Annotated in this window: 21 protein-coding genes and 1 pseudogene; 8 read left to right on the top strand and 14 right to left on the bottom strand. The window is 54.2% G+C overall.

The window, feature by feature from the left end; all coding sequences use genetic code 11:
* Positions 1-63: 63 nt before the first annotated feature.
* The 5 genes and pseudogenes from ACR0B5_RS06145 to ACR0B5_RS06165 all read left to right on the top strand — a co-directional run.
* Positions 64-744, top strand: a complete 681-nt coding sequence (locus tag ACR0B5_RS06145; RefSeq protein ID WP_480525014.1) for a GntR family transcriptional regulator — start codon at positions 64-66, stop codon at positions 742-744.
* 11 nt (positions 745-755) lie between these two features.
* The gene (tcuA, locus tag ACR0B5_RS06150) at positions 756-2,150 is read left to right on the top strand and encodes an FAD-dependent tricarballylate dehydrogenase TcuA (protein WP_480539210.1); all 1,395 of its coding nucleotides are present in this window, start codon (positions 756-758) and stop codon (positions 2,148-2,150) included.
* Positions 2,140-3,219, top strand: a complete 1,080-nt coding sequence (gene tcuB / locus ACR0B5_RS06155; protein WP_480539212.1) for a tricarballylate utilization 4Fe-4S protein TcuB — start codon at positions 2,140-2,142, stop codon at positions 3,217-3,219. Before tcuA ends, tcuB begins: the two co-directional genes overlap by 11 nt.
* Before the next feature lie 674 nt (positions 3,220-3,893).
* Positions 3,894-4,391, top strand: a complete 498-nt coding sequence (locus ACR0B5_RS06160; protein WP_480539214.1) for a hypothetical protein — start codon at positions 3,894-3,896, stop codon at positions 4,389-4,391.
* 1,420 nt (positions 4,392-5,811) lie between these two features.
* Positions 5,812-6,084: pseudogene (locus ACR0B5_RS06165) on the top strand (IS6 family transposase); the annotation flags it as partial.
* A 62-nt stretch (positions 6,085-6,146) separates the two neighbouring features.
* On the opposite strand, the gene ACR0B5_RS06170 reads toward ACR0B5_RS06165, so the two are convergent.
* Genes ACR0B5_RS06170 through ACR0B5_RS06185 form a run of 4 tightly spaced genes read right to left on the bottom strand, consistent with a single transcriptional unit; the run spans position 6,147 to position 10,103 of the window.
* Complete coding sequence (locus tag ACR0B5_RS06170) at positions 6,147-6,917, bottom strand: SDR family NAD(P)-dependent oxidoreductase (protein ID WP_480539216.1); 771 nt, start codon at positions 6,915-6,917, stop codon at positions 6,147-6,149.
* Positions 6,914-7,852: an SDR family oxidoreductase gene (locus ACR0B5_RS06175; protein WP_480539218.1), complete on the bottom strand. Its 939-nt coding sequence runs from the start codon at positions 7,850-7,852 to the stop codon at positions 6,914-6,916. Before ACR0B5_RS06175 ends, ACR0B5_RS06170 begins: the two co-directional genes overlap by 4 nt.
* A complete protein-coding gene (locus ACR0B5_RS06180; protein ID WP_480539220.1) occupies positions 7,849-8,751 on the bottom strand; it encodes a bile acid:sodium symporter family protein in 903 nt (300 codons plus the stop codon). Before ACR0B5_RS06180 ends, ACR0B5_RS06175 begins: the two co-directional genes overlap by 4 nt.
* A complete protein-coding gene (locus ACR0B5_RS06185) occupies positions 8,748-10,103 on the bottom strand; it encodes a flavin-containing monooxygenase (protein ID WP_480539222.1) in 1,356 nt (451 codons plus the stop codon). Before ACR0B5_RS06185 ends, ACR0B5_RS06180 begins: the two co-directional genes overlap by 4 nt.
* A 68-nt stretch (positions 10,104-10,171) precedes the next feature.
* Here ACR0B5_RS06185 and ACR0B5_RS06190 point away from each other — a divergent pair, with 68 nt between their 5' ends.
* Positions 10,172-10,840, top strand: a complete 669-nt coding sequence (locus ACR0B5_RS06190; protein ID WP_480539224.1) for a TetR/AcrR family transcriptional regulator — start codon at positions 10,172-10,174, stop codon at positions 10,838-10,840.
* 314 nt (positions 10,841-11,154) lie between these two features.
* Here ACR0B5_RS06190 and ACR0B5_RS06195 read toward each other — a convergent pair whose 3' ends face one another.
* From ACR0B5_RS06195 to ACR0B5_RS06240, 10 genes are all read right to left on the bottom strand, one after another.
* Positions 11,155-12,114: a glutaminase gene (locus ACR0B5_RS06195; RefSeq protein ID WP_480539226.1), complete on the bottom strand. Its 960-nt coding sequence runs from the start codon at positions 12,112-12,114 to the stop codon at positions 11,155-11,157.
* The gene (locus ACR0B5_RS06200) at positions 12,092-13,531 is read right to left on the bottom strand and encodes an alanine/glycine:cation symporter family protein (RefSeq protein ID WP_480539228.1); all 1,440 of its coding nucleotides are present in this window, start codon (positions 13,529-13,531) and stop codon (positions 12,092-12,094) included. Before ACR0B5_RS06200 ends, ACR0B5_RS06195 begins: the two co-directional genes overlap by 23 nt.
* 971 nt (positions 13,532-14,502) lie before the next feature.
* On the bottom strand, positions 14,503-16,257 hold the full coding sequence (locus tag ACR0B5_RS06205) for a SulP family inorganic anion transporter (RefSeq protein WP_480539230.1): 1,755 nt from the start codon (positions 16,255-16,257) through the stop codon (positions 14,503-14,505).
* Positions 16,258-16,280: 23 nt separating this feature from the next.
* Positions 16,281-17,960, bottom strand: a complete 1,680-nt coding sequence (locus ACR0B5_RS06210) for a bifunctional protein tyrosine phosphatase family protein/NAD(P)/FAD-dependent oxidoreductase (RefSeq protein WP_480539232.1) — start codon at positions 17,958-17,960, stop codon at positions 16,281-16,283.
* 21 nt (positions 17,961-17,981) lie between these two features.
* On the bottom strand, positions 17,982-18,866 hold the full coding sequence (locus ACR0B5_RS06215; protein ID WP_480539234.1) for an MBL fold metallo-hydrolase: 885 nt from the start codon (positions 18,864-18,866) through the stop codon (positions 17,982-17,984).
* A 24-nt stretch (positions 18,867-18,890) separates the two neighbouring features.
* Positions 18,891-19,328: a DUF6691 family protein gene (locus ACR0B5_RS06220; RefSeq protein ID WP_480539236.1), complete on the bottom strand. Its 438-nt coding sequence runs from the start codon at positions 19,326-19,328 to the stop codon at positions 18,891-18,893.
* A 3-nt stretch (positions 19,329-19,331) separates the two neighbouring features.
* Entirely contained in the window at positions 19,332-19,766 is a 435-nt protein-coding gene (locus tag ACR0B5_RS06225; protein ID WP_480539237.1) for a YeeE/YedE family protein, read from the bottom strand.
* Positions 19,766-19,975 carry a YgaP family membrane protein gene (locus ACR0B5_RS06230; protein WP_480539239.1) on the bottom strand — a complete coding sequence of 70 codons (210 nt, stop codon included), beginning with the start codon at positions 19,973-19,975 and terminating at the stop codon, positions 19,766-19,768. The genes ACR0B5_RS06225 and ACR0B5_RS06230 overlap by 1 nt, the downstream gene beginning before the upstream one ends.
* A 102-nt stretch (positions 19,976-20,077) precedes the next feature.
* Entirely contained in the window at positions 20,078-20,752 is a 675-nt protein-coding gene (locus ACR0B5_RS06235; RefSeq protein ID WP_480539241.1) for a Crp/Fnr family transcriptional regulator, read from the bottom strand.
* A 193-nt stretch (positions 20,753-20,945) separates the two neighbouring features.
* Complete coding sequence (locus tag ACR0B5_RS06240; protein WP_170378222.1) at positions 20,946-21,605, bottom strand: GntR family transcriptional regulator; 660 nt, start codon at positions 21,603-21,605, stop codon at positions 20,946-20,948.
* A 134-nt stretch (positions 21,606-21,739) separates the two neighbouring features.
* Here ACR0B5_RS06240 and dctP point away from each other — a divergent pair, with 134 nt between their 5' ends.
* Both dctP and ACR0B5_RS06250 read left to right on the top strand, forming a co-directional pair.
* Entirely contained in the window at positions 21,740-22,726 is a 987-nt protein-coding gene (dctP, locus tag ACR0B5_RS06245; protein WP_480539243.1) for a TRAP transporter substrate-binding protein DctP, read from the top strand.
* A gap of 93 nt (positions 22,727-22,819) precedes the next feature.
* Positions 22,820-23,362, top strand: a complete 543-nt coding sequence (locus ACR0B5_RS06250; RefSeq protein ID WP_170378218.1) for a TRAP transporter small permease — start codon at positions 22,820-22,822, stop codon at positions 23,360-23,362.

Below are 23,362 nucleotides of genomic sequence, written 5' to 3' on the forward strand. Positions count from 1 at the left end.
AATATTGACTCGCTATGTATCCAAATGTATACAACTGGACGCAAGAAGACAAGTGAGCGTTCGATGACCATTCAAGACGACCCCTTACAGCCTGGCCCACAAGGCAATTCAGCGTATCAACGCCTGCTGGACGAGATTCGGGATGGCACACTTTTGCCTGGCGAACGCCTGCGCGAGATTGAGTTGTCGGAACGACTAGGCGTCAGCCGTACTCCCGTACGCGAGGCTATCCGGCAGTTAGAGGCCGACGGGCTAGTCACTCATGTGCCCCGGCAGGGCGCAACCGTCCGCAGCCTTGATTACGCCGAAGTAATGGAACTCTATGAAATGCGCGCGGTTCTCGAGGGAACTGCCGCCCGTTTAGCCGCGCGTGCTGCATCGGATGTCGAGTTGGACGAGTTGAGCGTTTTGAATGATCGCTTGGCTGAGGCTGGTACCGGCTCGGAAGCGGCTCGGATCAACCGGATTTTCCACGCCACACTTTTGGACGCAGCAAAGAACCGGTTTCTTGCCAAGTCTATGTTGTCTTTGCAAAAAGCGCTGTTGATTCTTGGGCCGTCGCAATTGCTGGACGGTGATCGGGCCGAGACAGCAGTGGCAGAGCATAAGCGCGTCATGGCTGCCTTAAAGGCCCGCGATGGCGCAGCGGCTGAAACAGAAATGCGTGCGCATATTCAGGCCGCACAACGGATGCGTATTCGGGCGTTGCAAGAGCGCGACCGGACAACCGACAAAAATCAATAGGTAGACAGGATATGGCCACCCAAAAGGAAGCTTATGATATCGCTGTGATCGGCGGTGGGAACGCAGCTCTTTGCGCCGCGATGACCGCTGCCGAGGCAGGCGCCCGTGTTCTGATCCTCGAGACGGCGCCAAAACCCTATCGTGGTGGAAACTCCCGCCATACGCGCAATTTTCGTTGTATGCATGGCGCTCCTCTCGGCCCGCTGATCGAAGAATACAGTGAAGATGAGTATCTTGAAGATCTGCTAATGGTCACTGGTGGCAAAACCGACGAACATCTTGCTCGCCTCGCGATCCGAAACTCCGAGGAATGCCTGCCGTGGATGGAAGAACACGGGGTGCGGTTCCAACCCTCTCTGTCCGGGACATTGTCACTGGCGCGGACCAACGCCTTCTTCATGGGGGGCGGGAAGTCTCTGGTAAACGCATATTACCGAACTGCTACTGGTTTGGGTGTCGATGTTCTGTACGAAGCTGCTGTCACGCATCTGGAGCTGAATGGTGATCGGATCGAGTGGGTCGACTACACCTATGAGGGCCAGTCTCATCGCATCACGCCCAAGGCGGTCATCGTTGCCTCGGGTGGGTTTCAGGCCGACACGGATTGGCTGACCCGTGCATGGGGTGAACCTGCCAAGAATTTCTTGATCCGGGGCACACCCTATAACCGTGGCGTGGTTCTGTCTGATTTGCTGGATCAGGGTGTGGACAGCGTCGGCGATCCGACCCAGTGCCACGCCGTCGCCATTGACGGGCGCGCGCCGAAGTTCGACGGCGGTATCGTCACCCGCCTGGACTGCGTGCCGTTTTCAATTGTCGTGAACAAGAATGCCGAGCGGTTTTATGACGAAGGCGAAGACGTATGGCCCAAGCGCTATGCGATCTGGGGGCGTCTTGTTGCGGCCCAGCCGGATCAAGTTGGCTATGTGATCATCGATGCGAAGTCGCTGAACCTGTTTATGCCCTCGGTCTTTCCACCGCTAAAGGCGGACACCTTGGAAGAACTGGCCGGAATGATGGATCTGCCTGCCGACAAGTTGAAAGCGACCGTTGCTGAATTCAACGAAGCATGCGGTGATACCAGTGGGTTTCATCCGACTGAGTTGGACGGGGTCACGACCTCCGGTCTGACGCCGCCCAAGACGAACTGGGCGCGTCCGATCACGGAGCCTCCCTTTTATGGCTACTCGCTGCGCACCGGCGTGACCTTCACCTATCTGGGTCTGAAGGTCGACGACACAGCGCAGTGCTCGACGTCCAGCGGCAAGATCAAAAACCTTTGGGCCGCTGGCGAAACCATGGCCGGGTCGATCTTGGGGCAAGGTTACTTGGCCGGGTTCGGCATGACTATCGGAACCGTTTTTGGACGCATCGCAGGACGTGAGGCCGCCGCTTATGCAAACTGAACTAATTCAAGAAGCCCGCCGTCAGGCCGAGATTTGCAATGCCTGCCGGTATTGCGAGGGCTACTGCTCAGTCTTTCCATCCCTGCATGCAGAACGCGCGTTTTCCGATGGAGACATCACGCAACTCGCCAACCTCTGCCACAACTGCAGAGGCTGCTACTATGCCTGTCAGTACACAGCTCCGCACGAGTTTGACCTGAACCTGCCGAAAGCTCTGGCCGAAGTGCGGCGGGACAGCTGGGAAAGCTTCGCCTGGCCGCAACCTCTGGCGCGCCGGTTTCACACTCACGGAGGGGCTATTGCCTTGGCTCTGGTGATTGGATTTGCCCTGTTGTTCTGGGCCATTCGCGCCATTGGATCAAGCGGAGGAGAGGGGTTCTATGCCGTCCTGTCCCACAACGCGATGGTCGCAATCTTTGCGCCGGCATTCTTGTTGCCGCTCTTTAGCGTGGCTATCAGCCTAAGGCGCTATTGGGCGGAAGTCGGTGGCAAAACTCTCCAATTGTCTGATTTGAAGGCCGCCTTCCAGCGCGCCGGCAAGATGCAGGATTTGGCTGCCGGGCATGGTGAGGGATGTAACTTCGAGGACGAAGATCGGTTCAGCCAGGGGCGCCGTCACATTCACCACGCTATCATGTACGGCTTCCTGCTATGCTTTGCGTCGACATCGATAGCGACGGTTATGCACTACGGGTTCGGGTTGCATGCGCCCTACGGGTTCTGGTCTTTGCCTAAACTCTTCGGGGTTTCCGGAGGTATTCTGCTGACGGTGGGATGCGGAGCTATGGTTCTGCTCAAGCAAAAATCTGATCGAGAGCTTGGCGATCCGTCTGCTTGGGGTGGAGACATCGGTTTTATCCTGCTGCTCGGTTTTGTCGGCCTAAGCGGGCTGGTCCTTTATGCCCTTGGTTCAACGTCTCTGATGCCTGCGCTGCTTGCCATCCACCTTGGATCGGTTCTGACCTTCTTCCTAATAACGCCCTACACCAAGATGGCTCATGGCTTCTATCGGCTCGCGGCTTTGATCAGAGATGCGCAACGCAAGAGAGAATTATCAGTTGTCTGCTAGTAAATAACCAACGCTTTGGGAGAAAAAGAGGTGCAATTGAAGCGTATTTTGATGCAGGTTTAGGTTTCGTGCCAATATTGAGAGTGGCGGTCAAAGTCCAGAAAGGGTCGTTTGCTGAGATTGACGGCATCGGCACGAAAGGCAAATTTGTCCGATCGTCGGACCTCCGCCCGTCTTGGAGTCTCGCTAGCGCAGCGAATGTCTGCTCTGACATGTAGCGCCGCAGTATTGAGATAATAAGGTGAAGCTCCGGAAAGGCCCGAGTGCTGGTGCGGGGCTTACTACTGCTCAAACAAGCCCAACTAAGACACACTGCCCTGGTTTGCAGGTCGCGAAGAAGCTAATTGGTTTTTATTTGATGGTGCCTTCAATCGCTTGAACCGTAGAAACTGCAATAAAGCGCAATAGTCTTAAGGTGTTAAATTCAATGGTAAGCGAGTCTCAATAAAACAGTACCCTTACTACGTACTACGACAAAAAATATCGGATCACGGAAATGGTGGGACTGGGGTTGCAAGAAAATCTGCTACCTAGAGTTTTTTAAATTTTTCAGTGTCAAGTTTCCGAGATTTTCTAAACAAAAAAGTAAATAGCGGACCTTCATCTAAAGCGCAGAGAATGGCAGCAATGTGCCCACTCTGGACGTTTACGAATGGCTATGCGCACTGTGAAACATGTCACCGACGGAAGACCTAAAGCAAATTCTGGAAACTGTCTTGCCAACCGATCCCAGCTATCGTGGGATCTATAAGGCCGAAATAGACAGCTGCATTGGTGAAATCCAGCAATACGCCTCGGAGGGCTCCATCGAAGCCTTCCTGATGTCAGCGATGCACCTATTGGCGCTCCACCAAAATGGGCACACAAGGCTGATCCCGAATGGTGCGATTTCGGTGCTACCGCTGAGTTTCGTGAGCACGGGGCGTTTATTGCAATTCATGAGGACAGCACAAGGGGTAATTGTGCCGCAAGGAAAATTGATAGCGATGAACGGTGCAGCTTTGAGCCAGATTGAAGCCACAGCAGAGAATTTTCTGGCGGGAACCCGCCAAAGAAAAGGGGCATCGGTCCGATCCTTTTGCGTGGCCGAGCGCTTTGGCACGTTTGGGTTTTGCGTCAAACGGCTAAACGACCGAATATCGTGTGCAGGACGAATACGGGCGGATGGCTAATTTGAAGTTAGCAAATGAACATACGGTTCCTAGATCGATGCTCTACCCGAAAAACGAGCACAGCAAGGCAGATCCAGCTTGGGAGACCAAGGTTTTTTGGAAATACAGGACTGGCAAGAGCTTGGACTATCAATAGTGCAACCAAGCTTCTTTGATCTAAGAAAGTGCACGAACCAAAGCCACCTCAGCCGCCGTGGAACGTGCGCTCGCCAGCGTGACCAAAACACTTTTGATAAACGTTCGCGGAAACACTGGTGGCGACTTTGTTCTAGCGGTGCCCTTGATCGACGCTCCTCACGAAGCGCAAGCAGGCAGGTTGTTGTGATTGTCGATAAATTCACATTTTCCACAGCGATAGAGTTTGTAGCTATCCTTTAGCATCGATTGGGAAATCGGCTCAAACTCATCGGGGAAAAACGGACGTACGGTTGACGTTTTTCACCCGGGGTGGGTTGCTGGAATAAACGGCCAGTGGAGCGGTTGTACGATACTCTTCAGCTTTTCACGACTGGAAGAATGGAACGTCTGACGAAACCACACTCACCCGAGATCGCGAGACAATTCGTACCGGCAGGAGCATTGAGTTTGGAATTGGAATGGGTCGCAGGTTCTGCTGGTGTGGATGCAAACGTCGCATTCTATCAACACGTTCAAGAAAGCGTTAGCGATAAGACGAACTGCAGGTAAGTTCATAGAGCCGACATTTGCTAAATATTGTTGTCTGGAATGTTCGAAATGAGTCCAAATTGACGGATGGAGCGTGGGTAGAACAAAATTTAAGTATCGCCACAAAACCCTAAGAAAGCAAACAACGTGAGCTCAATATGGTTTTCATGATAACTGTGGGCTTTGCCAATCAACAGTTTTCATAAACCCTTAGGACGAGAGTCACTGGGGTACATTCGCTGACGTCAAATGCGGGATTAAGAAATGCACGAAAAATACTACTTTTGTATCGGTAGCGGCTTAGAAAACTGGTGCAGGTCAAGTTTTCGCGGCCGCTGATTTTGGAGTTGCCGCAAAAGTACTATCCGCGGCTATTCTTTGATCGCTGTGTTAGAAACCAGGCGCATATCGAGATGCGCGGATGGAGCACCAACGGCGCGTCCGCCGCGGGCTGGGTCGCGCACCTGGAATGGTGTGGCCACCATATGCCCGCCAGCAAACCAAAAGGCATTGCAGCGTGCTGGGTTAATCCCGTCTGCATAGCAATCCTAGGTCCACTCCCATACGCTACCATCTAGGTCAGCGAGTCCTTCGGGTGAAATCGAAAAACTGCCCTGTGGTTTGCGCGCAAGTGTTGCAGGCCCTTTGGTCAGGTAGTTGGACGCCCAGGTCAGCGCTGAATTGATAAAAATCGGGTCCGGCTCGTCGCGCACAACCGAATACGCCATTTGACGCCACTCGGCCGCTTTAGGTATACCGAGCCTCGCTCAGAGATCTCGGTGCGACGGACAAGCAGAAGACGGGCAGGTAGTTTAACAACCGGGGTATGAACACACGCCTTCCGTTCCAACGAAGAAAACGCGCGATGCAGCGTTTCAGGCGTATGCAAAGATTACAGAAATTCGCCGCCATCCACTCCTCCGTCTACAACCACTTTAACCAAAAACGCTCTCTCACCAGCCGAGGCACCTTCAAGCTGACACGCGCCGCTGCTCTCGTCGAGTGGCCCGAACTTGGCGCGGCATGAAGGATGGCTCTGCTGGCTTAGTTGAGACCAGTTCAAATTCGTCTTACAGCACCCTCTGAGAACTAACTCCTTCCAATTGTGCGCATCATTTGGCGGAAGAAGAGCGTAGGAGCTAGCCGGTTCATGGCGTTCGATAGAGTTGCAACTCGACCAACAGGCACAAATGCTTTTCGGTTCCGTGCCCCGCGGAGAATGATCTTAGCAGCGTCTTGTGGCGTCATGTAGTCAACACCGTCAGTTGCGGAGCCCGGACGGGCGAAACCCTTAGTATCTTTTTCGGTCTGCCCGATATTCGTTGCGACAAAGGAAGGTGCAGCAATAGTAACGGACACCCCGTGACGGGTTTCCTCGGCTCTCAGAGACTTAAAAAAACCTTCCATTGCGTGCTTGCTGGCGGCGTAGGCCGTTCTACGAAAAAGCGGTGCAAATCCCGCGACTGATGAGATCGCCAGATGCGTTCCCTTGGACTTTCTTAGTGGAAGTAAGAAGTGCCGAGCGCACTCAATTGCAGAAAAATAGTTGATCTCAAAAAGGTCGCGATGAGAGTTCATGTCACTGTCGGCAAACGCCGAGATTTGTGTGACCCCTGCGTTGTAAACAACCATGTCAATTGAAGGCCTTTCCTTCAAAATCTGAGCGCATACATCTGCGCATTGCTTGGGTTTTGTTAGGTCACAAGCGTAGAGACTTATATCTTCGTCATTCACCAAAGCGTCTAGGCGCGGGCCTGGCAGGTCAATGATAGCGGTATGCCAACCTTGTTCTCGCAATGCTTCAGATAAAGCTTGCCCCAGGCCGCCAGCACCACCAGTTATGACTGCAGTTTTTTTCACTTCGCGTGCTCCCACCAGAGCTCAAATGCTTCAGCGCTTGAGTATTTGGGTTGATAGCCGAACTTCACCTTAAGTGCCGTGTTGTCCAGCACCGGCCGAAACTGCAGAAATCGAACTTGTTCAGGACCATAGCGAGAAAGCCCTACGGGTCGGGCCACGGCCAGTGCCATCTTGACCAACTTTGGCGGCAACCAGCGCACAGTCTTGCCCATGGCCTTGGCGATTTGGGAAACAGTAAGCGCACCGTCGCCAGAGACGTTGAAAATTCCCGCAGGCCCGTTTGTCGATGCGCGCAGCAGTATTTCTGCCAGGTCCTTGTCCCATATGAAGACAAAGGGGCTTTCTGATCCTTTAAGCCCAATCAGGCAAGGCTTTTGGAACAAGGACGTAATCTGGTTCTCGATGTGGTTCCCGAGAACCGTCCCAACCCTCAATACGACTTGCTCTAAATCTGGGGCTGTTTCTCTCGCGTCTGCCAACATCTCTTCGACCAGTCTTTTGTGCCAAGAATAGGCGAATTCCTGATTGCCTCGAATTGCGTCTGTTTCTCGCAATAGCGCTGGATTGTCGGCGTGATAGCCATAGGCCGCGCCTGAGGACGTAACGACCAGTCGCTGTACCCCCGCGGAAATGGCGGCATCAAGAACTTTGCGGGTGCCCTCAACATCGACCTGGTACTCAAAGTCCCGGGTTGTGTCTGGCCCGGGGGTTACGATCGAAGCGAGATGCACGACCGTGTCGGGGCGTTCTGACATGATGACGTCTTGTGGGTCGCTACTGGTCACATCCATCTTGATGAACCGCGCGTTGGGCGGCAATTTTGCCGGTTCTCGGATATCCGTAGCTATGACGGTATAATTGTCCTTCTGCGCCAAGCGACTTAGCAGCGCTGTTCCGACTGAACCTGCAGCGCCAGAGATGAGAAGGCGTTTCATGCCGGAAGCTCCCGCCTTGCGAAGAAGCCCGCAAGAACCAAGCCAGAAATCGCGTGCCATATGCCCCACAAAGCGGCGGCAACAGCCATACCTCCCATTCCTCCAAAAAAGGCGAAGATCAGGATGAGCCCCAGCCCCGAATTCTGAATACCTGTTTCAATTGTAACTGAACGGCGATCCTGCTCGGACAACCCTGTGATCGTTGCCGTTGTGTACCCTCCAAGGAATGCCAGCGCATTGTGGACAACTACGAGACAAATGACGGCTCCGGCGACCTGAAGAAAATTCGCCCAATTGGCAGCCAGCGCGAGCACAATGAAGGCAATAAAGATGGCCATTGAGAGCCACTGCATTGGGCGGCGAATGCGATCAGCCAACAGTTTTAACCTCGCGTTTACTAGCATTCCTAGGACCAATGGTAGGATCAGCATGAACCCGACCGTTATTGCGACGGCGACTGGGTCGATTTCAGTGCGCTGCAGGATCTCGCGCGTCGGGCCATAAAGGTTACCCCAAAATGCAATGTTCGCCGGAGTGACGACGATGGCTCCGACCGTCGCGAAAGCGGTCATCGAAACTGATAGCGCCACATTCCCTTTCGCCCGGTGGGTCATGAAATTTGATATGTTCCCACCAGGGCACGCAGCAACGAGGATAAGGCCCATCGCTACAGATGGCATTGGCCGCAGTGCGACGATCATAAGAAAAGTAAGCGCAGGAAGTACTAGAAACTGCGACACAAGACCGACAATGAGGGGTTTGGGTGCACCTGCAATACGCCGAAAGTCGCCCGTACGCAAATCCAGCGCGATCGAGAACATGACGATCGCTAGGATGGCATTGAGAACTCTAAGATTTCCGGCATCAAAATTCAGAACGACCTGATCTATTCCGTTCATTTTTCAGCCGCCTTGAGTGCAGCGATTTGGCCCGTTACCTCTCTCCGGTAGGTCGCTTTGTCCACGTAGTAGGCCATGCGCGGAAGGTCGATGTAGTTCATACCTCCTGTTGCTCTCTCATACCCATCGGACTTGGTGGAGCGGATTGCCTGCGCCGCGGAGTTGCCTGACCGCAATCCGGAAATGTAGCGAGCGACCATTTCGGCCTGCTCATGACGTCCTTGCCAGCCCAGTCCCGATGCTTCGACCATGCCAAGAACAAACAGGTCATCTCGTTCTGGGTGCATGCAATTTAGGTAGAGGTGAGGCGCAGAACCCTTCCAATTCAGATGTTTCTTGTCGATGAACGGGTAGTGCAATTTATACCCGGTCGCGGCCAGTATCATGTCATATTCAGCCGAGGTCCCATCGCGGAAATGAACGGTTTTGCCGTCCAAACGCTCGATATCCGGACGAACCTTCAGGTCGCCATGCCCCGCGTGAAACAGAATGAGGGAGTTGACCACTGGATGCGACTCGTAAAGAGCGTAGTCCGGCTTCGGAAACCCGTATTTCTGCGGATCACCGACAAACCACTTAAGGATCGCTCCGTCCACCTTCCGCTTCAACCACATGGGCAGGCGGATCTTACCCCCCATTGTATCGGCAGGGACTCCGAAGACATATTTGGGAACAAAGTAGTACCCGCGGCGCATAGAGAGGTCGCAAGATACGCCATGGTGAATGGCATCGACCGCTATGTCGCAACCGGAGTTGCCCGCGCCAACAACCAGAACGCGCTTACCGGCAAATTGGGTGGGATAGCGGTACTCGGACGCATGGATGAGTTCACCTGTGAATTCACCTTGGAAATCCGGCATGTTCGGTTCCGACAGCGTACCGTTGGCAATCATTAACCCTGCGAAGTTTTGGATATGATGGGTGCCGGTCTTGTCTCGCCAGGTGATTTCCCATCCGCCGCTTTCCAATGGTTCGGTCTTCAGAACTTCGGCTCCGAAATGAAAGTGTTGATACAGGTCAAACGCGTTTGCGAAGTCTTGGAAATAGGCCTTCATTTCGCGATGTGACGGATATTCTGCCGTATCCTCTAGCATCGGAAAATCGGTGAATTCCGTCATGCGCTTGGAAGAAATGAGATGGGCGGTCTCGTACATCGTGGACCGAGGTGCATCGATGTTCCACAGACCACCCACATCATCGGCCAGTTCAAATCCTTGAAATGGCACTCCCTGCTCGACAAGCGTCTTTGCCATTGCAAGGCCCATTGGCCCCGCACCGATCAAAGCAAAACACTCTTCGGGGCGGGCCTTTGCCTCAACCAGCTGGCCCGCTCTCACCTGCGCCTGTTCCATTCGCGTCTCCTCCTGCGACAGTATTTATCTTGAACGAACGTTCTAAATAAGGCAAACTGGTTTTTGAGATGCCACAACATGCTGTAAAAGAAAGAAAAAGAGCTCCGTCGCAGCGATCCGTCGCAGCGAGAGAACGAATCTTCGATGCTGCAGAACAGGTCTTTGCCGAAAGGGGATTCGAAGGCGCTTCAATTCGAGACATTGCTGAACGGGCAGGGGTTCAGAAAGCCAACGTGAATTTTCACGGGGGTCCTAAAGAAGAGCTGTTCGAGCGCATAGTGGCGCGTCGAGCTTCGGAACTCTCTGAAGAGCGTCTCTCTAGAATTAATTTGTTGGACGCGCAGTCGGACTGGAGTGTCGGTGATTTGTTGTCAGCCTTCATGTTGCCGCTTGTTTCGCGAGCATTCAGCGGAGATCCTCAGTGGCTTGCCTATGCACGAATAGTGGCGATTATCTCAGCTGATACGCGGTGGAGAGAATTGGCTCAAACCCACTTTGATCCGGTGGCCATGAGGGTTGTAGAAAAGCTGTGCTCAAAACACCCTGAGGCTAGTCCAGAACGAGTTGCGGGTGCGTTGGTGTTTGCCGTGTCTTCAATGCTCGCCTTGTGTACGTCGCAGTGGCGAATTTTGGCCCTAAGCGGAAACATTGGCCAGTCGGATCGCGAGAGCATGACCTTGAACCTTTTGAGTTTCTGTGAGGCAGGCTTAATAGGCAGTTTGAAGAAAACGCAGTGATTGACAGCGGCGCTTCGGTCTTGTCAGAAGATCTGGCTAAGGCCTCATATCCATTGGGTAACAAGTCGCGCGAGTTGATTGCCGAGAAGATACCCTTGGAGCTGTCTTGTCATAAGAACTTGGTTTGAGGCGGGTAGGAGGCTTTCTAAGCTTCTATCCATGAAAAGATGATCGCCGCTCAAAGTGCTGTAAACCTATTCTCGGATCACTCGTGTGACAGCGCCGCCACCCATTCCGGTCTGAAGTCAGTTGTGTTCTATGCCGGTCATTGAAGCGCAACACAATTTATTTGAACCCGGTTCCCACAATCCGGGTTAAACACTTGGTCCGAAGATGGACCACCCTGTGGCGCGTACCAGTTCTTGAAATGCGATTGTTGCCAAATGGGAATTGCCTTTTTGATCGAGCCCGGGGCTCCAGGCGACAACAGATGCGATACCAGGTACAATGCACAGGATTCCGCCGCCAACACCGCTTTTCGCTGGAAGGCCAACTCGGAAGGCAAATTCGCCCGAAGCATCGTAGGATCCACACATCATCATGAGCGCAGTAACTCTTCTTGCTCTTTGCGCTGATAATACTGTAGCGCCGGTGGCCGGATTTTGACCCGCCGCCGCAAGAAAACGACCTGCTAGCGCCAACTGTTCGCAAGACATAGCGATGCTACACTGGCGAAAGTAGAGCGACAGAACATCCTCTACGGGAGACTTAAGGTTGCCTTCCGCCTGCATAAAATGGGCAAGCGCACGATTTCTGGAACCAGTTCGGATCTCTGATTCCGCAACCGACACATCAACCTCAATCGAGTTGTCCTCCGAAAGCTCTCGGCACAACGTCAAAAGGTCGTTGATTGCGTCGTCAGCAGAACGGTTTTCGAGCAGAACATCGGCCACTACGATCGCACCGGGGTTGATAAACGGGTTCCTTGGAATTCCGCGCTCGTGTTCAAGCTGAACGATCGAATTGAACGGATCGCCGGAAGGTTCTCGGCCAACTCTTTGCCACAAGGTGGCGCCAACCTGTTGCAGCGCCAAAGTAAGCGAAAACACTTTTGAGATGCTTTGGATTGAAAACAGCGTGCCCGCGTCCCCAGCAGACACGAGCCGACCGTTGATGGGTGCAATGGCAATACCGAATTGGTTCAGATCAACTGTTGCGAGTTCTGGAATATACTTTGCTACCTTCCCCCTTTCGGACATGCCGGCAATGCGATCTGCAATGTCGTCCAAGACTTCCTGAAGCCTTTCGCTTTCAGTGGTTTTGAGTGTCGGCATGGATCTCCTCCGTCCAGACAGTGTGATCTACGCCCTTGCTAAGCTCGGGAAATTTGCTTGCGACAAAGCGAGGTTCAAGGTTCTGTCGGCGTTGCGAGAAATAATCCACTGTTAGTTTGTAGACGGTGCCAGAGAGCAGCACTATCGCAACCAAATTGATGGTCGCCATTATTCCCATGGTCGCATCCGCGAAATTGAACACTGTGGCAACAGCTTGCACTGCGCCCCAGACAACCATTGAAAGGCAACCCAATCGCAAGATGTAAATCGGTAATTTGCCTTCCAATTTTAGGAACGTCATCGCGTTTTCGGCATATGAGTAGTTGCCAAGTATGGATGTGAAACCAAAGAAGACGATGGCAATCGCGATAAAGTGGCGGCCTATTTCGCCGAGATGGACCGCCGCGGCGTCTTGAGTCAGTCGCATTCCGGTAGGTCCATCAATTTCGATTGCGCCCGACAGAAGAATAAGCAGTGCAGTTGCCGTTGCGACCAAAATCGTATCCACAAAACACCCAAATGCCTGAACGAAACCTTGGCTGGCAGGATGGTGGGGATCAGGTGTTGCAACCGCTGCAATGTTTGGGGCCGAGCCCATGCCCGCTTCGTTTGAGAAAAGTCCCCGTTTGATGCCGTTAAGCGCAGCAGCCATGACGCCTCCTGTCACGCCTCCGGCAGCTTCCTGCAGGCCAAATGCACCCGCAACAATCGACCACAACATAGCGGGTACTTCGGAAATGTTCAGGACTACGACAATACAGGCAAGCAAGAGGTAGAGACCTGCCATGAGCGGTACAACGATCTCTGCAAACTTTGCGATGGTTCTTATTCCACCGAATATGACTACCGCTGCGGCTGCGGCCAGCGCTATGCCAACCACCAATTTGTTTAACCCGAACGCGCCCTCGAAAGCTTCAGCAATCGAATTGGATTGAACCGCGACAAAAACCAAACCAAAGCTGACAATCAGGCAGATAGAAAAAATGACCCCTGCCCAAGGCGCGTTCAGGGCGTTGGCCATGTAGAACGCGGGACCTCCTCTGAACCTTCCGTTGGAAGATGTGACTTTGTAGAGTTGGGCCAAAGTACTTTCGGAATAGGCGGTGGCCATTCCAACCAATGCCACGATCCACATCCAAAAGATTGCGCCCGGACCTCCCAAGGTCAGAGCTACCGCTACGCCAGCAAGGTTTCCAGTGCCGACGCGAGAAGCCAGACTTACTGTCAGCGCTTGAAAAGGAGTAATACCTCTTTTGTCCGTGCTCTTCGCAGACGTGAGGACGCGCAACATTTCCCCAAAATGGAGAAACTGAAGCGCACCAAGACGAATTGTAAAAAAGATACCGGTTCCAAGAAGACCGTAGATCAAAACGTAGTTCCAAAGAACCGTGTTTATGCCGTTAACCAATATTTCCAAAGCGCGCCCCTTGAGAATTCAAGCACTTCCAGGAAGGCAAAAAAGAGTCTGCCTATTTTTTCATCATGCACGAAGATGCGGCGGTTGTCAGGAATATGCTGCGAAGAATCTCTAAACGCTTGGCGCTCGCGTCATTGAAGTTGTGCCACAAACACATGATGACATATGAGCAGGACGGTGCGCATGGCATAGTCTGAGCCGTCTTGATTTGAATTGTACTTGTCGAAAACGTCCTCAGTGACAAAGACGACCCTCTTCACCTCGCCGCATGGGAGCGGACATCTGCGCAACCACAGTGAACTGTCGCTTTATCCCGCTGATCCCGTATTCGTCTGACCGCAGATCTTGCGCCCGCAGGGAATGACCAGTTTAACGGGCCGCAGCGCAGTGACGGAAAGATATTCTGCCGATCAACCAAGTCCTAGCAGGGCACACAGCGTCTGTTTCCAGGTTACGAAGAGGCTCATTGGCTTTCTGTTTGACGTAGGCTTAAAGCGCGTGAGCCGCCGAAAGATTTAAAAAAGGCAAAAATCTTCAGGTGTTGAATTCAATGAGAGGGGAGGTGCAATAATTAAATCCCATTATTTGTGGACACCGAAAAAAGTGCGATTTCCCCATATTTTTCGTGTAATTATGATTATGGTAAAAAACAATTTATTCCCCCAGGATACATACAAATCGCGGTTTCACTAGTCTTGGCTAGAAGATTGCATATTGGCCGGATGCTTACACTTGGGATATTCGTTACTATGACCCAAACGGGCGTTTTACAGATGCCAAAGGCAGGTTTCGTCGCAAAAGAACTGTTGGAGGAACTGACGAACGGTTGTCCATTTCAAAAAAGGATGTGGGAATACGCCTACTGTATGTTGAGCGGAGACACACCCGTCAGAGGATTCGTTACTGCCATTTATCAACCGCTATACAGGGTGTAAGCGCTGCGCTTCAATCGGAAGTTAAGCCTGACAAATCTAAAGCTTCGAGCGGTTTCGGACTGTCTCAACAACATTGTCATGCGCGCCGACCGTGATCCAAGCCTCATATTGCGACAGAAATACTCGACCGTTCAATTGATCAAGGAAATGAGATCGCTTCAGCCTGTCCATGACCGGTCCCTTGACCTCCGACAGATGCAGACCGACGCCCATTTCTGACAAGCGCTGGTTGATCGCTTCAAGACTTTCCAACGCGGAGTAGTCAACTTCGTTCACCGCTGAAAACATCAAGATCACATGACTGACACTGCTTCCGTCAGGCACACGGTGCTGGATCAGATCTTCCAGAAACCGCGCGTTGACGAAATACAGGCTTTCATCCACGCGTAACGTCACTATGGACGGGATGGTTTCAACCTCGTGACGTAGAATGTTGCGGAAATGCTGCGAGCCGGGCACAAGCCCGACCTCAGCCACATGCGGGCGCGAAGTCTTGTAAAGGTGCAGTAGGATCGAGGTTACCACGCCCGAGGCGACCCCCACCTCGACCCCCAGCCCCAACGTAAGGCCAATGGTGGTTGCGACCGCAACAAAATCTGCGCGAGAATAGACCCAAGTCTTTTTCAGAACTGAAAAATCCACAAGACTGAGCAAGGCAACGATGATCGTTGCAGCCAAAGTGGCCTTTGGCAGGAAGTAGACCAACGGCGTCAGTGCAAAGGCGGCAAGTGCAAGGCCAACAGCAGTGAATACACCGGCAGCCGGTGTTTCGGCTCCGGCATCAAAATTTACAACCGAACGCGCAAACCCACCCGTAACCGGATAGCCCCCTGTAAACGCTGCCCCCAGATTGGCCGCGCCCAAACCGATCAACTCCTGATCCGGATCAATCCGCTGGCGTTTCTTTGCGGCCAATGTCTGTGCGACCGAGACACTTTCGACAAATCCGATGATCGAAATCAGAGTCGCCGGAGCAATCAGCTCTTCTACAAGATTTAAGGAAAGGTCGGGCATTGTGAATGGAGGCAAGCCCTGTGGCACCGTCCCTACAATCTGGACCCCTTGAGCATTCAGGCCCAATAACCAGACGGTAACAGTTGTGGCGACCACGGCGGCGACAGGCCCGGCTTTCATCAGAATGTCGGCAAGAACCGGCCCTGCCCCCAAGAACCCAAGAAAATGTTTGAGGTGCTTGCGCACCCAGAACAAAAAGCCGGTGGCAAGGCTGCCGATTACCAGCGTCACCCAATTTGTCTCGGGTAAGTGCGCAAGGATTGATCCGATCATTTCAGGCAGTGTGTGCCCATGGGCATCGAACCCAAGGATGTGCTTGAGCTGACTGGTCGCAATCAAAACGCCGGAGGCTGCGATAAACCCGGCAATCACCGGGTGGCTGAGGAAATTGGCCATGAACCCCAACCGCATCACGCCCATAAGCACCAGAAACGCGCCGGAAAGAAAGGCCAAGGTCAGGGCTGCGACGGCATAACCTGCAGTGCCCTGCTCGGCCACCTGCCCGATCGCGGTGGCCGTCAAAAGCGACACCACCGCAACCGGCCCGACGGCCAGCGCGCGGCTTGTCCCGAAGATCGCATAAAGCACAATCGGAACAATCGACGCGTAGATGCCGGCCTCGGGCGGCAATCCTGCCAACAGAGCGTATGCAAGCGATTGCGGGATCAACATGATCGTCACGATCAAGGCTGCAATTAGGTCGTTTGAAAATGAGCCACGCGTATAGTTCCGGCCCCAATCCAGAATTGGGGCAAATTGGCGAAGATGGTTGATCATCTGAGGTCTTCCGATGCGCAGGACTATTCCGAGGCCACGTTCAGCTTTTCAGGCCGCGCCATCCATTCCTTGCCACGCAGCATTGCCTTCCAATAGATCGGCGGCAGCAGGCTTTCCTTTAGAAACCACGCCAAACGACTGGGTTTCGTGCCATCTATAAGAAAACGCGGAAAACTGGGCTCGAGCGCTCCACCATAGCCGAACTCTGCCAATACGATCTTGCCGCGTTCGACGGTCAGAGGACACGAACCGTAGCCATCATATTGCGCCGTCGCAGACCGACCCGCGATGTCAGCCACGACGTTATCCGCCACGGTGGGCGCCTGCTTGCGTGCTGCCGCCGCTGTTTTGGCATTCGGCGCATTCATCACATCGCCCAGGGACCAGATATTGTCAAAGCTCATGTGCCTTAGCGTGGCCTGATCGACATCGACCCACCCAGCAGCATCCGCAAGCGGCGACACACGCACGAAATCCGGAGCGGTCTGCGGTGGGCAGACATGAATCATGTCGAAGGAGACTTCGACCTTGCGCTGTTCATTGTCTGGTTGGGTCACCTCGAACACTGCAGTCTTTGCGGGCCCGTCGATTGCAACGAGATTGTGGAAGAAGTTCAACGAAGCGTCGTATTTTTCTACGTAGCGTTCCAGCGCTGGGACATAGTCTTTGACTCCGAATAGCACTCCACCGGCGTTCATGAACTGGATGTCTATTTCGTTCAACACGCCCCGCCGAGACCACGCGTCGCCGGATAGGTACATGGCCTTTTGCGGCGCACCGGCACATTTGATTGGCATCGGAGGCTGGGTAAAAACTGCCCTGCCCTTTTGCATCTCACGCACCAACTGCCACGTATATGGGGCAAGATCATAGCGATAGTTCGAGGTTACGCCGTTGCGGCCAAGAGTTTCCTCCAACCCCTCGACCTTGCCCCAATCCAACTTCAGACCCGGGCAGACGACAAGTCGGTCGTATTTCACCACTCGGCAGCCATCCAAAACGACGGCGTCGCTTTCCGGCTCAAACGCGGCGACGGCCGCCTTGATCCAATGCACGCCTTTGGGGATCAGACTGCCCATGGTCTTGGCCGTCGTCTGGGCATCAAAGATACCGCCGCCCACCATGGTCCAACCGGGCTGATAGTAATGCACATCTGCCGGATCAATGACTGCGATTTCCAGATCAGGTTGCCGAGATTTCAGGCTGGCTGCGACCGAGATCCCCCCTGCCCCCGCGCCTACAATAACAATCTGGAAATGGGCATCGCCCGTATCGGTTGGGGTCTTGCCGCCATTTGCGATCCGGCGGGCCACGCCATTCATGTCGTAACCAGCTGCCTTGGTAGCCGTCAGGATTTCAGCGATCGGCCGTTTCATAGCCTCGTGAAAAGACCAAAGCGTGGCAGAGCGTGTCCCGGTGCGACAATATGCAAAAACCGGGCGTTGCAGGTCCTCAAGCGCTGCGCCAAACGCCTCGACATCCAGATCTTTCACCATGCCTGATTGCACGGGAACATAGCGGGCCTCGATCCCCGCGGCCTTGGCTGCGGCGGCGATTTCCTTAAACGAGGGTTGATCCGCCCCTTCGCCATCCGGCCGGTTACAGATGATCGCGCGGAAACCCTGCGCAGCGATTGTCCCGACATCCTCGACCGAGATCTGAGGGCTGACGGTGAATTTGGGTGATAAAGTGCGAAACTCCATCTGTGCTCTCCTTCTGGCCTGTCAGAGGGCGTTTACAGGCACTTTGAGCATCGGGTTGCCGTCGGGATCCTTGGGCACCTCGCCTGCTCTCATGTTGACCTGCAGTGAAGGGATAATGAGGTTTGGCATCGCCAGCGTTGCATCACGTTCGGTGCGGAACTTGACGAATTCTTCTTTCGTCTTGCCGCCGCCAACATGGATATTGTTGGCCTTTTCCTCGGCCACGCTGGTTTCCCAGGCAATATCGCGCCCGTTCGGCCCATAGTCGTGGCACATGAACAGACGTGTCTCCTCCGGCAATGCCAGAACTTTCTGGATCGAGTCATATAGAACGCCCGCGTCGCCGCCCGGAAAATCGGCCCGGGCAGAGCCGCCATCCGGCATGAACAGCGTATCCCCAACAAAGGCCGCATCACCCATGACATGAACCATACAGGCTGGCGTATGTCCGGGCGTGTACATGGCGTAGGCCTGCACATTCCCAATCATATAGGTGTCGCCATCTTCGAACAGCGCATCGAATTGCGAGCCGTCTCGTTGAAACTCGGTTCCTTCGTTGAAGACCTTGCCGAACGTATCCTGCACCACGGTGATCTTGGAGCCGACCCCGATCTTGCCCCCCAGTTTTTCCTGAATATACGGTGCCGCGGACAGATGGTCGGCATGCACATGGGTTTCGATAATCCACTCCAGCTGCAGGCCCTTGTCGATCACAGTCCGGATCAGTTCATCCGCGTGGTCGAAAGTGATACGCCCGGCCGCGTAATCGATATCCATGACACTGTCGACGATCGCGCAGGCGCTCGAATCCGGGTCTTTCACGATGTAGCTGATCGTGTTCGTTGCAGCGTCAAAGAACGCAAATACGTCTGGCTTGATCGCCATGTTTACGGGGTAATTGGCCATGTCCTGTCTCCTCCGGGTCTTAACTCAGGTACGTGTTTGCAAATCAGGTGCCAGCGCTGCCTGCAGGCCCTTGGCGAGGGTGATACCCACAACCAAGGCGCCGACGAAGGCGAAGACCTCCCAGCGACCCGTGCCCAGTGCGGGCAATGCGCCACCCGGGCAGAATCCGGCGATGCCCCAACCGATACCAAACAAGGCGGACCCACCGACGAGCTTGGCGTCGATTTTTTGCGCCGATGGCAAATGAAACGCAGGTTCAAGCACGGGTGCGGCGCGGCCGAAGACCATCTTGTAGCCGACAAAGGCGGTTATAAGCGCGCCTCCCATGACTAAGATCAGGGACGGGTCCCAGGCACCAAACAGGTCAAAGAAATTCAGCACCTTGGCTGGGTTCGCCATGCCGGAAAGCGAGATTCCAACACCGAAGACCAGACCGATCAAATAGGTTGAGATGAGTTTCACGCTTTATCCTCCGAAAACGTGGCGTGTGACGAAAACGGTGGCAAAGGCGAGCAGCATGAACGTTGCTGTGGCTGTGATCGAGCGAACGCTTAGTCTCGCCATTCCACACACACCGTGGCCCGAGGTGCAGCCGCCGCCCAGGGTCACACCGACACCGACAACCACACCGCCCAGAACAAACGCGGCAGTGGAGACCGGCACCTGAACCTGAGGCATCTGCCCGGACATCAACCTCACCACCAAGGGGCCGGTTGCCATGCCTGCCAGCAACGAGGCGCGCCAGGCAAAATCACTGGACGATGCAGGCCGCAGCAGCCCGGCCAAAACACCGGTTGCCCCCATCACGCGCCCCATCAGCAACATCAGCAGCACCGAGGCCGCTCCAATCAGAACGCCGCCAGTCAGCGACGCCCAAGGGGTAAATGCCGTCTCGATCATCAGCAGTCCTGACAGGTCTTGAGGCCAACGAAGCGGTAAAGTGGGCAGTTGCCGACAAAGGCCGTGAGGGCGAACACACCCGCCACGATCAATGCCAGCCAGAACAGGAGTCCAGCCCCCAGAACGCTCGTGCCCAAAGCCATGTATAGAAGCATCGCAGCAATCAGAATGCGCAACGCGCGGTCAAGTTTGCCCATATTTGTGGTCATGTCACACTCCATCGGGAATCGATGAAATGACAATTGCACAGCGCAGCTCATAGCTTTGGTGACATGGTCACCAAACTGCCGAAGCAAATACAAAGTTTGTATTCAGACCTCGGGCGTCGCCGATCTTGCCAAGCGTTCCAGCCCCTCGCGGTCGGTCAGGCAGACTTCGCCACGCGACTGTTCCACCCAGCCACGGCGTTGGAATTCCGCCAAAGTACGCGAGATCACTTCGCGCGCCGTGCCCAGCTCTGTACCCAACACGACATGCGTTGCGTGTACGGTCGCGCCTTGCCCTGCCAGCTCTAGCAGCCGAGAAGCCAGCCGTACGTCCATACGCTTGAACACGATATCGTCGATCAAAGTAAAGAGATCGGTGATCCGGCGTGAGTAAGCTGAAAAGACGAACTCGCGAAACACAGGGGATTTCGCAACCAGATCGTCGAACGTTTGTCGCGGGATAGCTACCGCTGAAACGTCTGTCTCGGCAATGCCGTCGGCGGAATAGTCTTCAAAAGCCAGCATACACGCCGTGGTCAGCACACAGCTTTCACCGGCGTGAACACGGTAGAGGAACACCTCGCGCCCGGTCTCAGATTTCTGCTGAACCCGGACGGTTCCCTCCAAAAGAAGCATTAGATTGTCAGCCGTTTGGCCTGGCGCGAATATCTGGGTGCCAGCGGGAACGTTGACGATCTGGCTACCGCTGATCAGATCAGCACGTACAGTATCCGGTAGGCGGCTGAGACCTTTGAACTTATCAATCCATGAGTATTGCATAGCCGATAACCCTACCATTTTGACTGCCGCAGCAATTGTGCCAGAACCGTGTTGTTGTTCAATGCGATATTTTGAATGTGAGGAGAGCAACCGCGTTCTGACCGATGAAACGTGTCACATGGCATTGCCAAGCATTCGCCTACGCCGGAACTGAACTAGGTTGAGTGGTTGCAGGTGGTGAATCCCCGCCCGCTTATCGCTCAGCAGTGTTTTTAAGCGATGCCATCAGGTTGTGGAACTTCTCGCCTTGCACGGCGACATGGGAGCGGAGTGCATTGGCGGTATCGTCTGCCAAGCCGTCCTCAAGTGCGCGAACGATGTCCTGATGTTCGGACATCGACTGCGTCATACGGCCACGAAATCGAAGCTGTTGCCGCCGGAAAGGTTTAAGGCGCCGATGCAGCTTGGAGGCCTCCTGTTCCAGAAACGAATTCCCGGACTGCTTGTAGATAATGCGATGAAACCGTTCGTTTTCGAGGTAGTACGTGTCTGGATCACCAGCATCGACGGCCTGCTGACATCTCGTGTTGGCGTCCGTCAGATCTTTCAGGGCGTCCTCGGATATACGCATGGCGGCAAGTCGGCCGCAGACAGCTTCGAGCTCGGCCATGACCTCGAACATCTCCATCAGTTCGACCGGACCCGGCTGTCGCACAAAAGCACCACGGCGTGGAATGAGATCGACCAAGCCCGACAGCGCAAGTCGTTGAAATGCTTCTCTAAGTGGCGTTCTCGAGACTCCAAACTTTTCGGCCAATTTGACCTCATCCAGACGGTCGCCATCTGAGAATGTACCGTCAAAGATCAACTCTTCCAGTTCCTGGGCGATATTATCGGCAAGTCGTAGGTCCATAGGATTATGTATAGGACTCAATCTACGAAAAATTCAAGAGCAATGATCTTGTATACAAAAACGTTGACTAAAAAACAGAACCGGCTTAAGCATACCGTGACCCCGGTACGCCGGGTCGAACCAGGGAGGAAATAATGAAAACCATTTTTAAGACAGCCGTTGCTGTAGCAGCGCTTGTATCCGCCGGCTCGCTTGTATCCGCAAAAGAGCTGCGCCTGTCGCACCAGTGGTCCAACAAGGACATCCGTCACCAGGTCGCCCAGATCGTGGCCGATGAGGTTGCCGCCGCCGCTGTTGATCTGGAGATTAAGATTTTCGGCTCAAAATCGCTGTTCAAACCGCGCGAGCAGTACAAGCCGCTCAGCCGAGGTCAGCTGGACATGACAGTTCTGCCGCTCAGCTATGCCGGTGGTCAGCAGCCCGCCTATAACCTGACTTTAATGCCTGGTCTGGTGAAAAACCACGATCACGCAGCGCGTCTCTCCGACTCTCCTTTCATGGAAGCGTTGGAAGAGAAGATGGCCGAGGATGACGTGATGGTTCTGGTCCATGGCTATCTGGCCGGTGGCTTTGCCGGAAAGGACAAGTGCATCACCAAGCCCGAAGACATCGCCGGCTTGCAGACCCGTGCAGCAGGTAAATCCTTTGAGCAAATGCTGGCCGGGGCCGATGCTTCGATCGCCTCGATGGCGTCATCGGAGATCTACAACGCGATGCAGACCGGTGTTTTGCAGGCGGCCAACACTTCGTCATCGTCATTTGTTAGCTATCGCATCTACGAACAGGTCAGCTGCTATACGCCAGCGGGCGACGTTGCCCTGTGGTTCATGTACCAGCCATTGCTGATGAACAAATCCACCTTCGACGGGCTGAATGAAGATCAGCAAGCTGCATTGCTTGCCGCGTCTGAAAAGGCACAGACTTACTATCTGGAAGAAGCCAAGAAGCAGGACGCAAACTCGGCCAAAGTCTTCGCCGAAGCGGGCGTCGAGATCGCCGAAATGAGCGCCGAAGACTTCGAAGCATGGCGCGCTCTGGCGCAGGAAACATCCTATAAGGCGTTCGTGGAAGAAGTCCCGGACGGGCAGGAGCTGCTGGACAAGGCTCTGGCGGTCGAGTGACCCTTTCTCGCCTGGGCGGCCCTTCCGCCGCCCGGCACCGATCTCAGTTCTGATCTTCAGACTTAATTGCATCTCAATTATCAGGAGACGCAAATGGCTGGCCATAGCTCTGCCGTTGCTTCCCATACCGGGAACAATCCTTTCCTTCGCCTTGTCGCTGCGCTTTCAACACTGGCCGGATGGTGTTCCGCAGCCATGATCGTTGCTGCCGTCGCCATCACTTGCCAAATGATCGTCGTGCGTTTTGTCCTGAATGGCTCGACCATCTGGCAAACCGAAGCGGTCATCTATCTTGTCATCGCCGCCACCCTCGTCGGTCTACCTTATGTGCAACGCCTGCGCGGGCATGTGAATGTCGACCTGATCCCGATCTCGTTGGCCCCGCGCCCCCGCTATTTTATGGCGATCCTGACCTCGGCCCTGTCCATCGCCATCGTCTCGGTCATGCTGTTCTACGGCTACGAGTATTGGCACTTCGCATGGGAGCGTGGCTGGAAATCCGACACCGTATGGGGTGTGCGGCTGTGGATTCCTTACCTGTCTATCCCGGTCGGCTTTGGACTGCTGCTGCTTCAGCTAATCGCTGACCTCGTCGCCGTCCTGCTTGGCATCGATAAACCCTTTGGTCTGGAGTAA

This window comes from Ruegeria sp. AG1 (assembly GCF_056541705.1).

Bases quoted from the DNA above. Each gene is read 5' to 3' on its own strand.
- ACR0B5_RS06205 (WP_480539230.1), bottom strand. From the start codon at position 16,257: ATGATCAACCATCTTCGCCAATTTGCCCCAATTCTGGATTGGGGCCGG.
- ACR0B5_RS06210 (WP_480539232.1), bottom strand. From the start codon at position 17,960: ATGGAGTTTCGCACTTTATCACCCAAATTCACCGTCAGCCCTCAGATC.
- ACR0B5_RS06160 (WP_480539214.1), top strand. From the start codon at position 3,894: ATGTCACCGACGGAAGACCTAAAGCAAATTCTGGAAACTGTCTTGCCA.
- ACR0B5_RS06240 (WP_170378222.1), bottom strand. From the start codon at position 21,605: ATGGACCTACGACTTGCCGATAATATCGCCCAGGAACTGGAAGAGTTG.
- ACR0B5_RS06180 (WP_480539220.1), bottom strand. From the start codon at position 8,751: ATGAACGGAATAGATCAGGTCGTTCTGAATTTTGATGCCGGAAATCTT.
- tcuA (WP_480539210.1), top strand. From the start codon at position 756: ATGGCCACCCAAAAGGAAGCTTATGATATCGCTGTGATCGGCGGTGGG.
- ACR0B5_RS06175 (WP_480539218.1), bottom strand. From the start codon at position 7,852: ATGAAACGCCTTCTCATCTCTGGCGCTGCAGGTTCAGTCGGAACAGCG.
- ACR0B5_RS06145 (WP_480525014.1), top strand. From the start codon at position 64: ATGACCATTCAAGACGACCCCTTACAGCCTGGCCCACAAGGCAATTCA.
- ACR0B5_RS06235 (WP_480539241.1), bottom strand. From the start codon at position 20,752: ATGCAATACTCATGGATTGATAAGTTCAAAGGTCTCAGCCGCCTACCG.
- ACR0B5_RS06195 (WP_480539226.1), bottom strand. From the start codon at position 12,114: ATGCCGACACTCAAAACCACTGAAAGCGAAAGGCTTCAGGAAGTCTTG.
- dctP (WP_480539243.1), top strand. From the start codon at position 21,740: ATGAAAACCATTTTTAAGACAGCCGTTGCTGTAGCAGCGCTTGTATCC.
- ACR0B5_RS06250 (WP_170378218.1), top strand. From the start codon at position 22,820: ATGGCTGGCCATAGCTCTGCCGTTGCTTCCCATACCGGGAACAATCCT.
- tcuB (WP_480539212.1), top strand. From the start codon at position 2,140: ATGCAAACTGAACTAATTCAAGAAGCCCGCCGTCAGGCCGAGATTTGC.
- ACR0B5_RS06215 (WP_480539234.1), bottom strand. From the start codon at position 18,866: ATGGCCAATTACCCCGTAAACATGGCGATCAAGCCAGACGTATTTGCG.
- ACR0B5_RS06230 (WP_480539239.1), bottom strand. From the start codon at position 19,975: ATGACCACAAATATGGGCAAACTTGACCGCGCGTTGCGCATTCTGATT.
- ACR0B5_RS06225 (WP_480539237.1), bottom strand. From the start codon at position 19,766: ATGATCGAGACGGCATTTACCCCTTGGGCGTCGCTGACTGGCGGCGTT.
- ACR0B5_RS06190 (WP_480539224.1), top strand. From the start codon at position 10,172: ATGCCACAACATGCTGTAAAAGAAAGAAAAAGAGCTCCGTCGCAGCGA.
- ACR0B5_RS06185 (WP_480539222.1), bottom strand. From the start codon at position 10,103: ATGGAACAGGCGCAGGTGAGAGCGGGCCAGCTGGTTGAGGCAAAGGCC.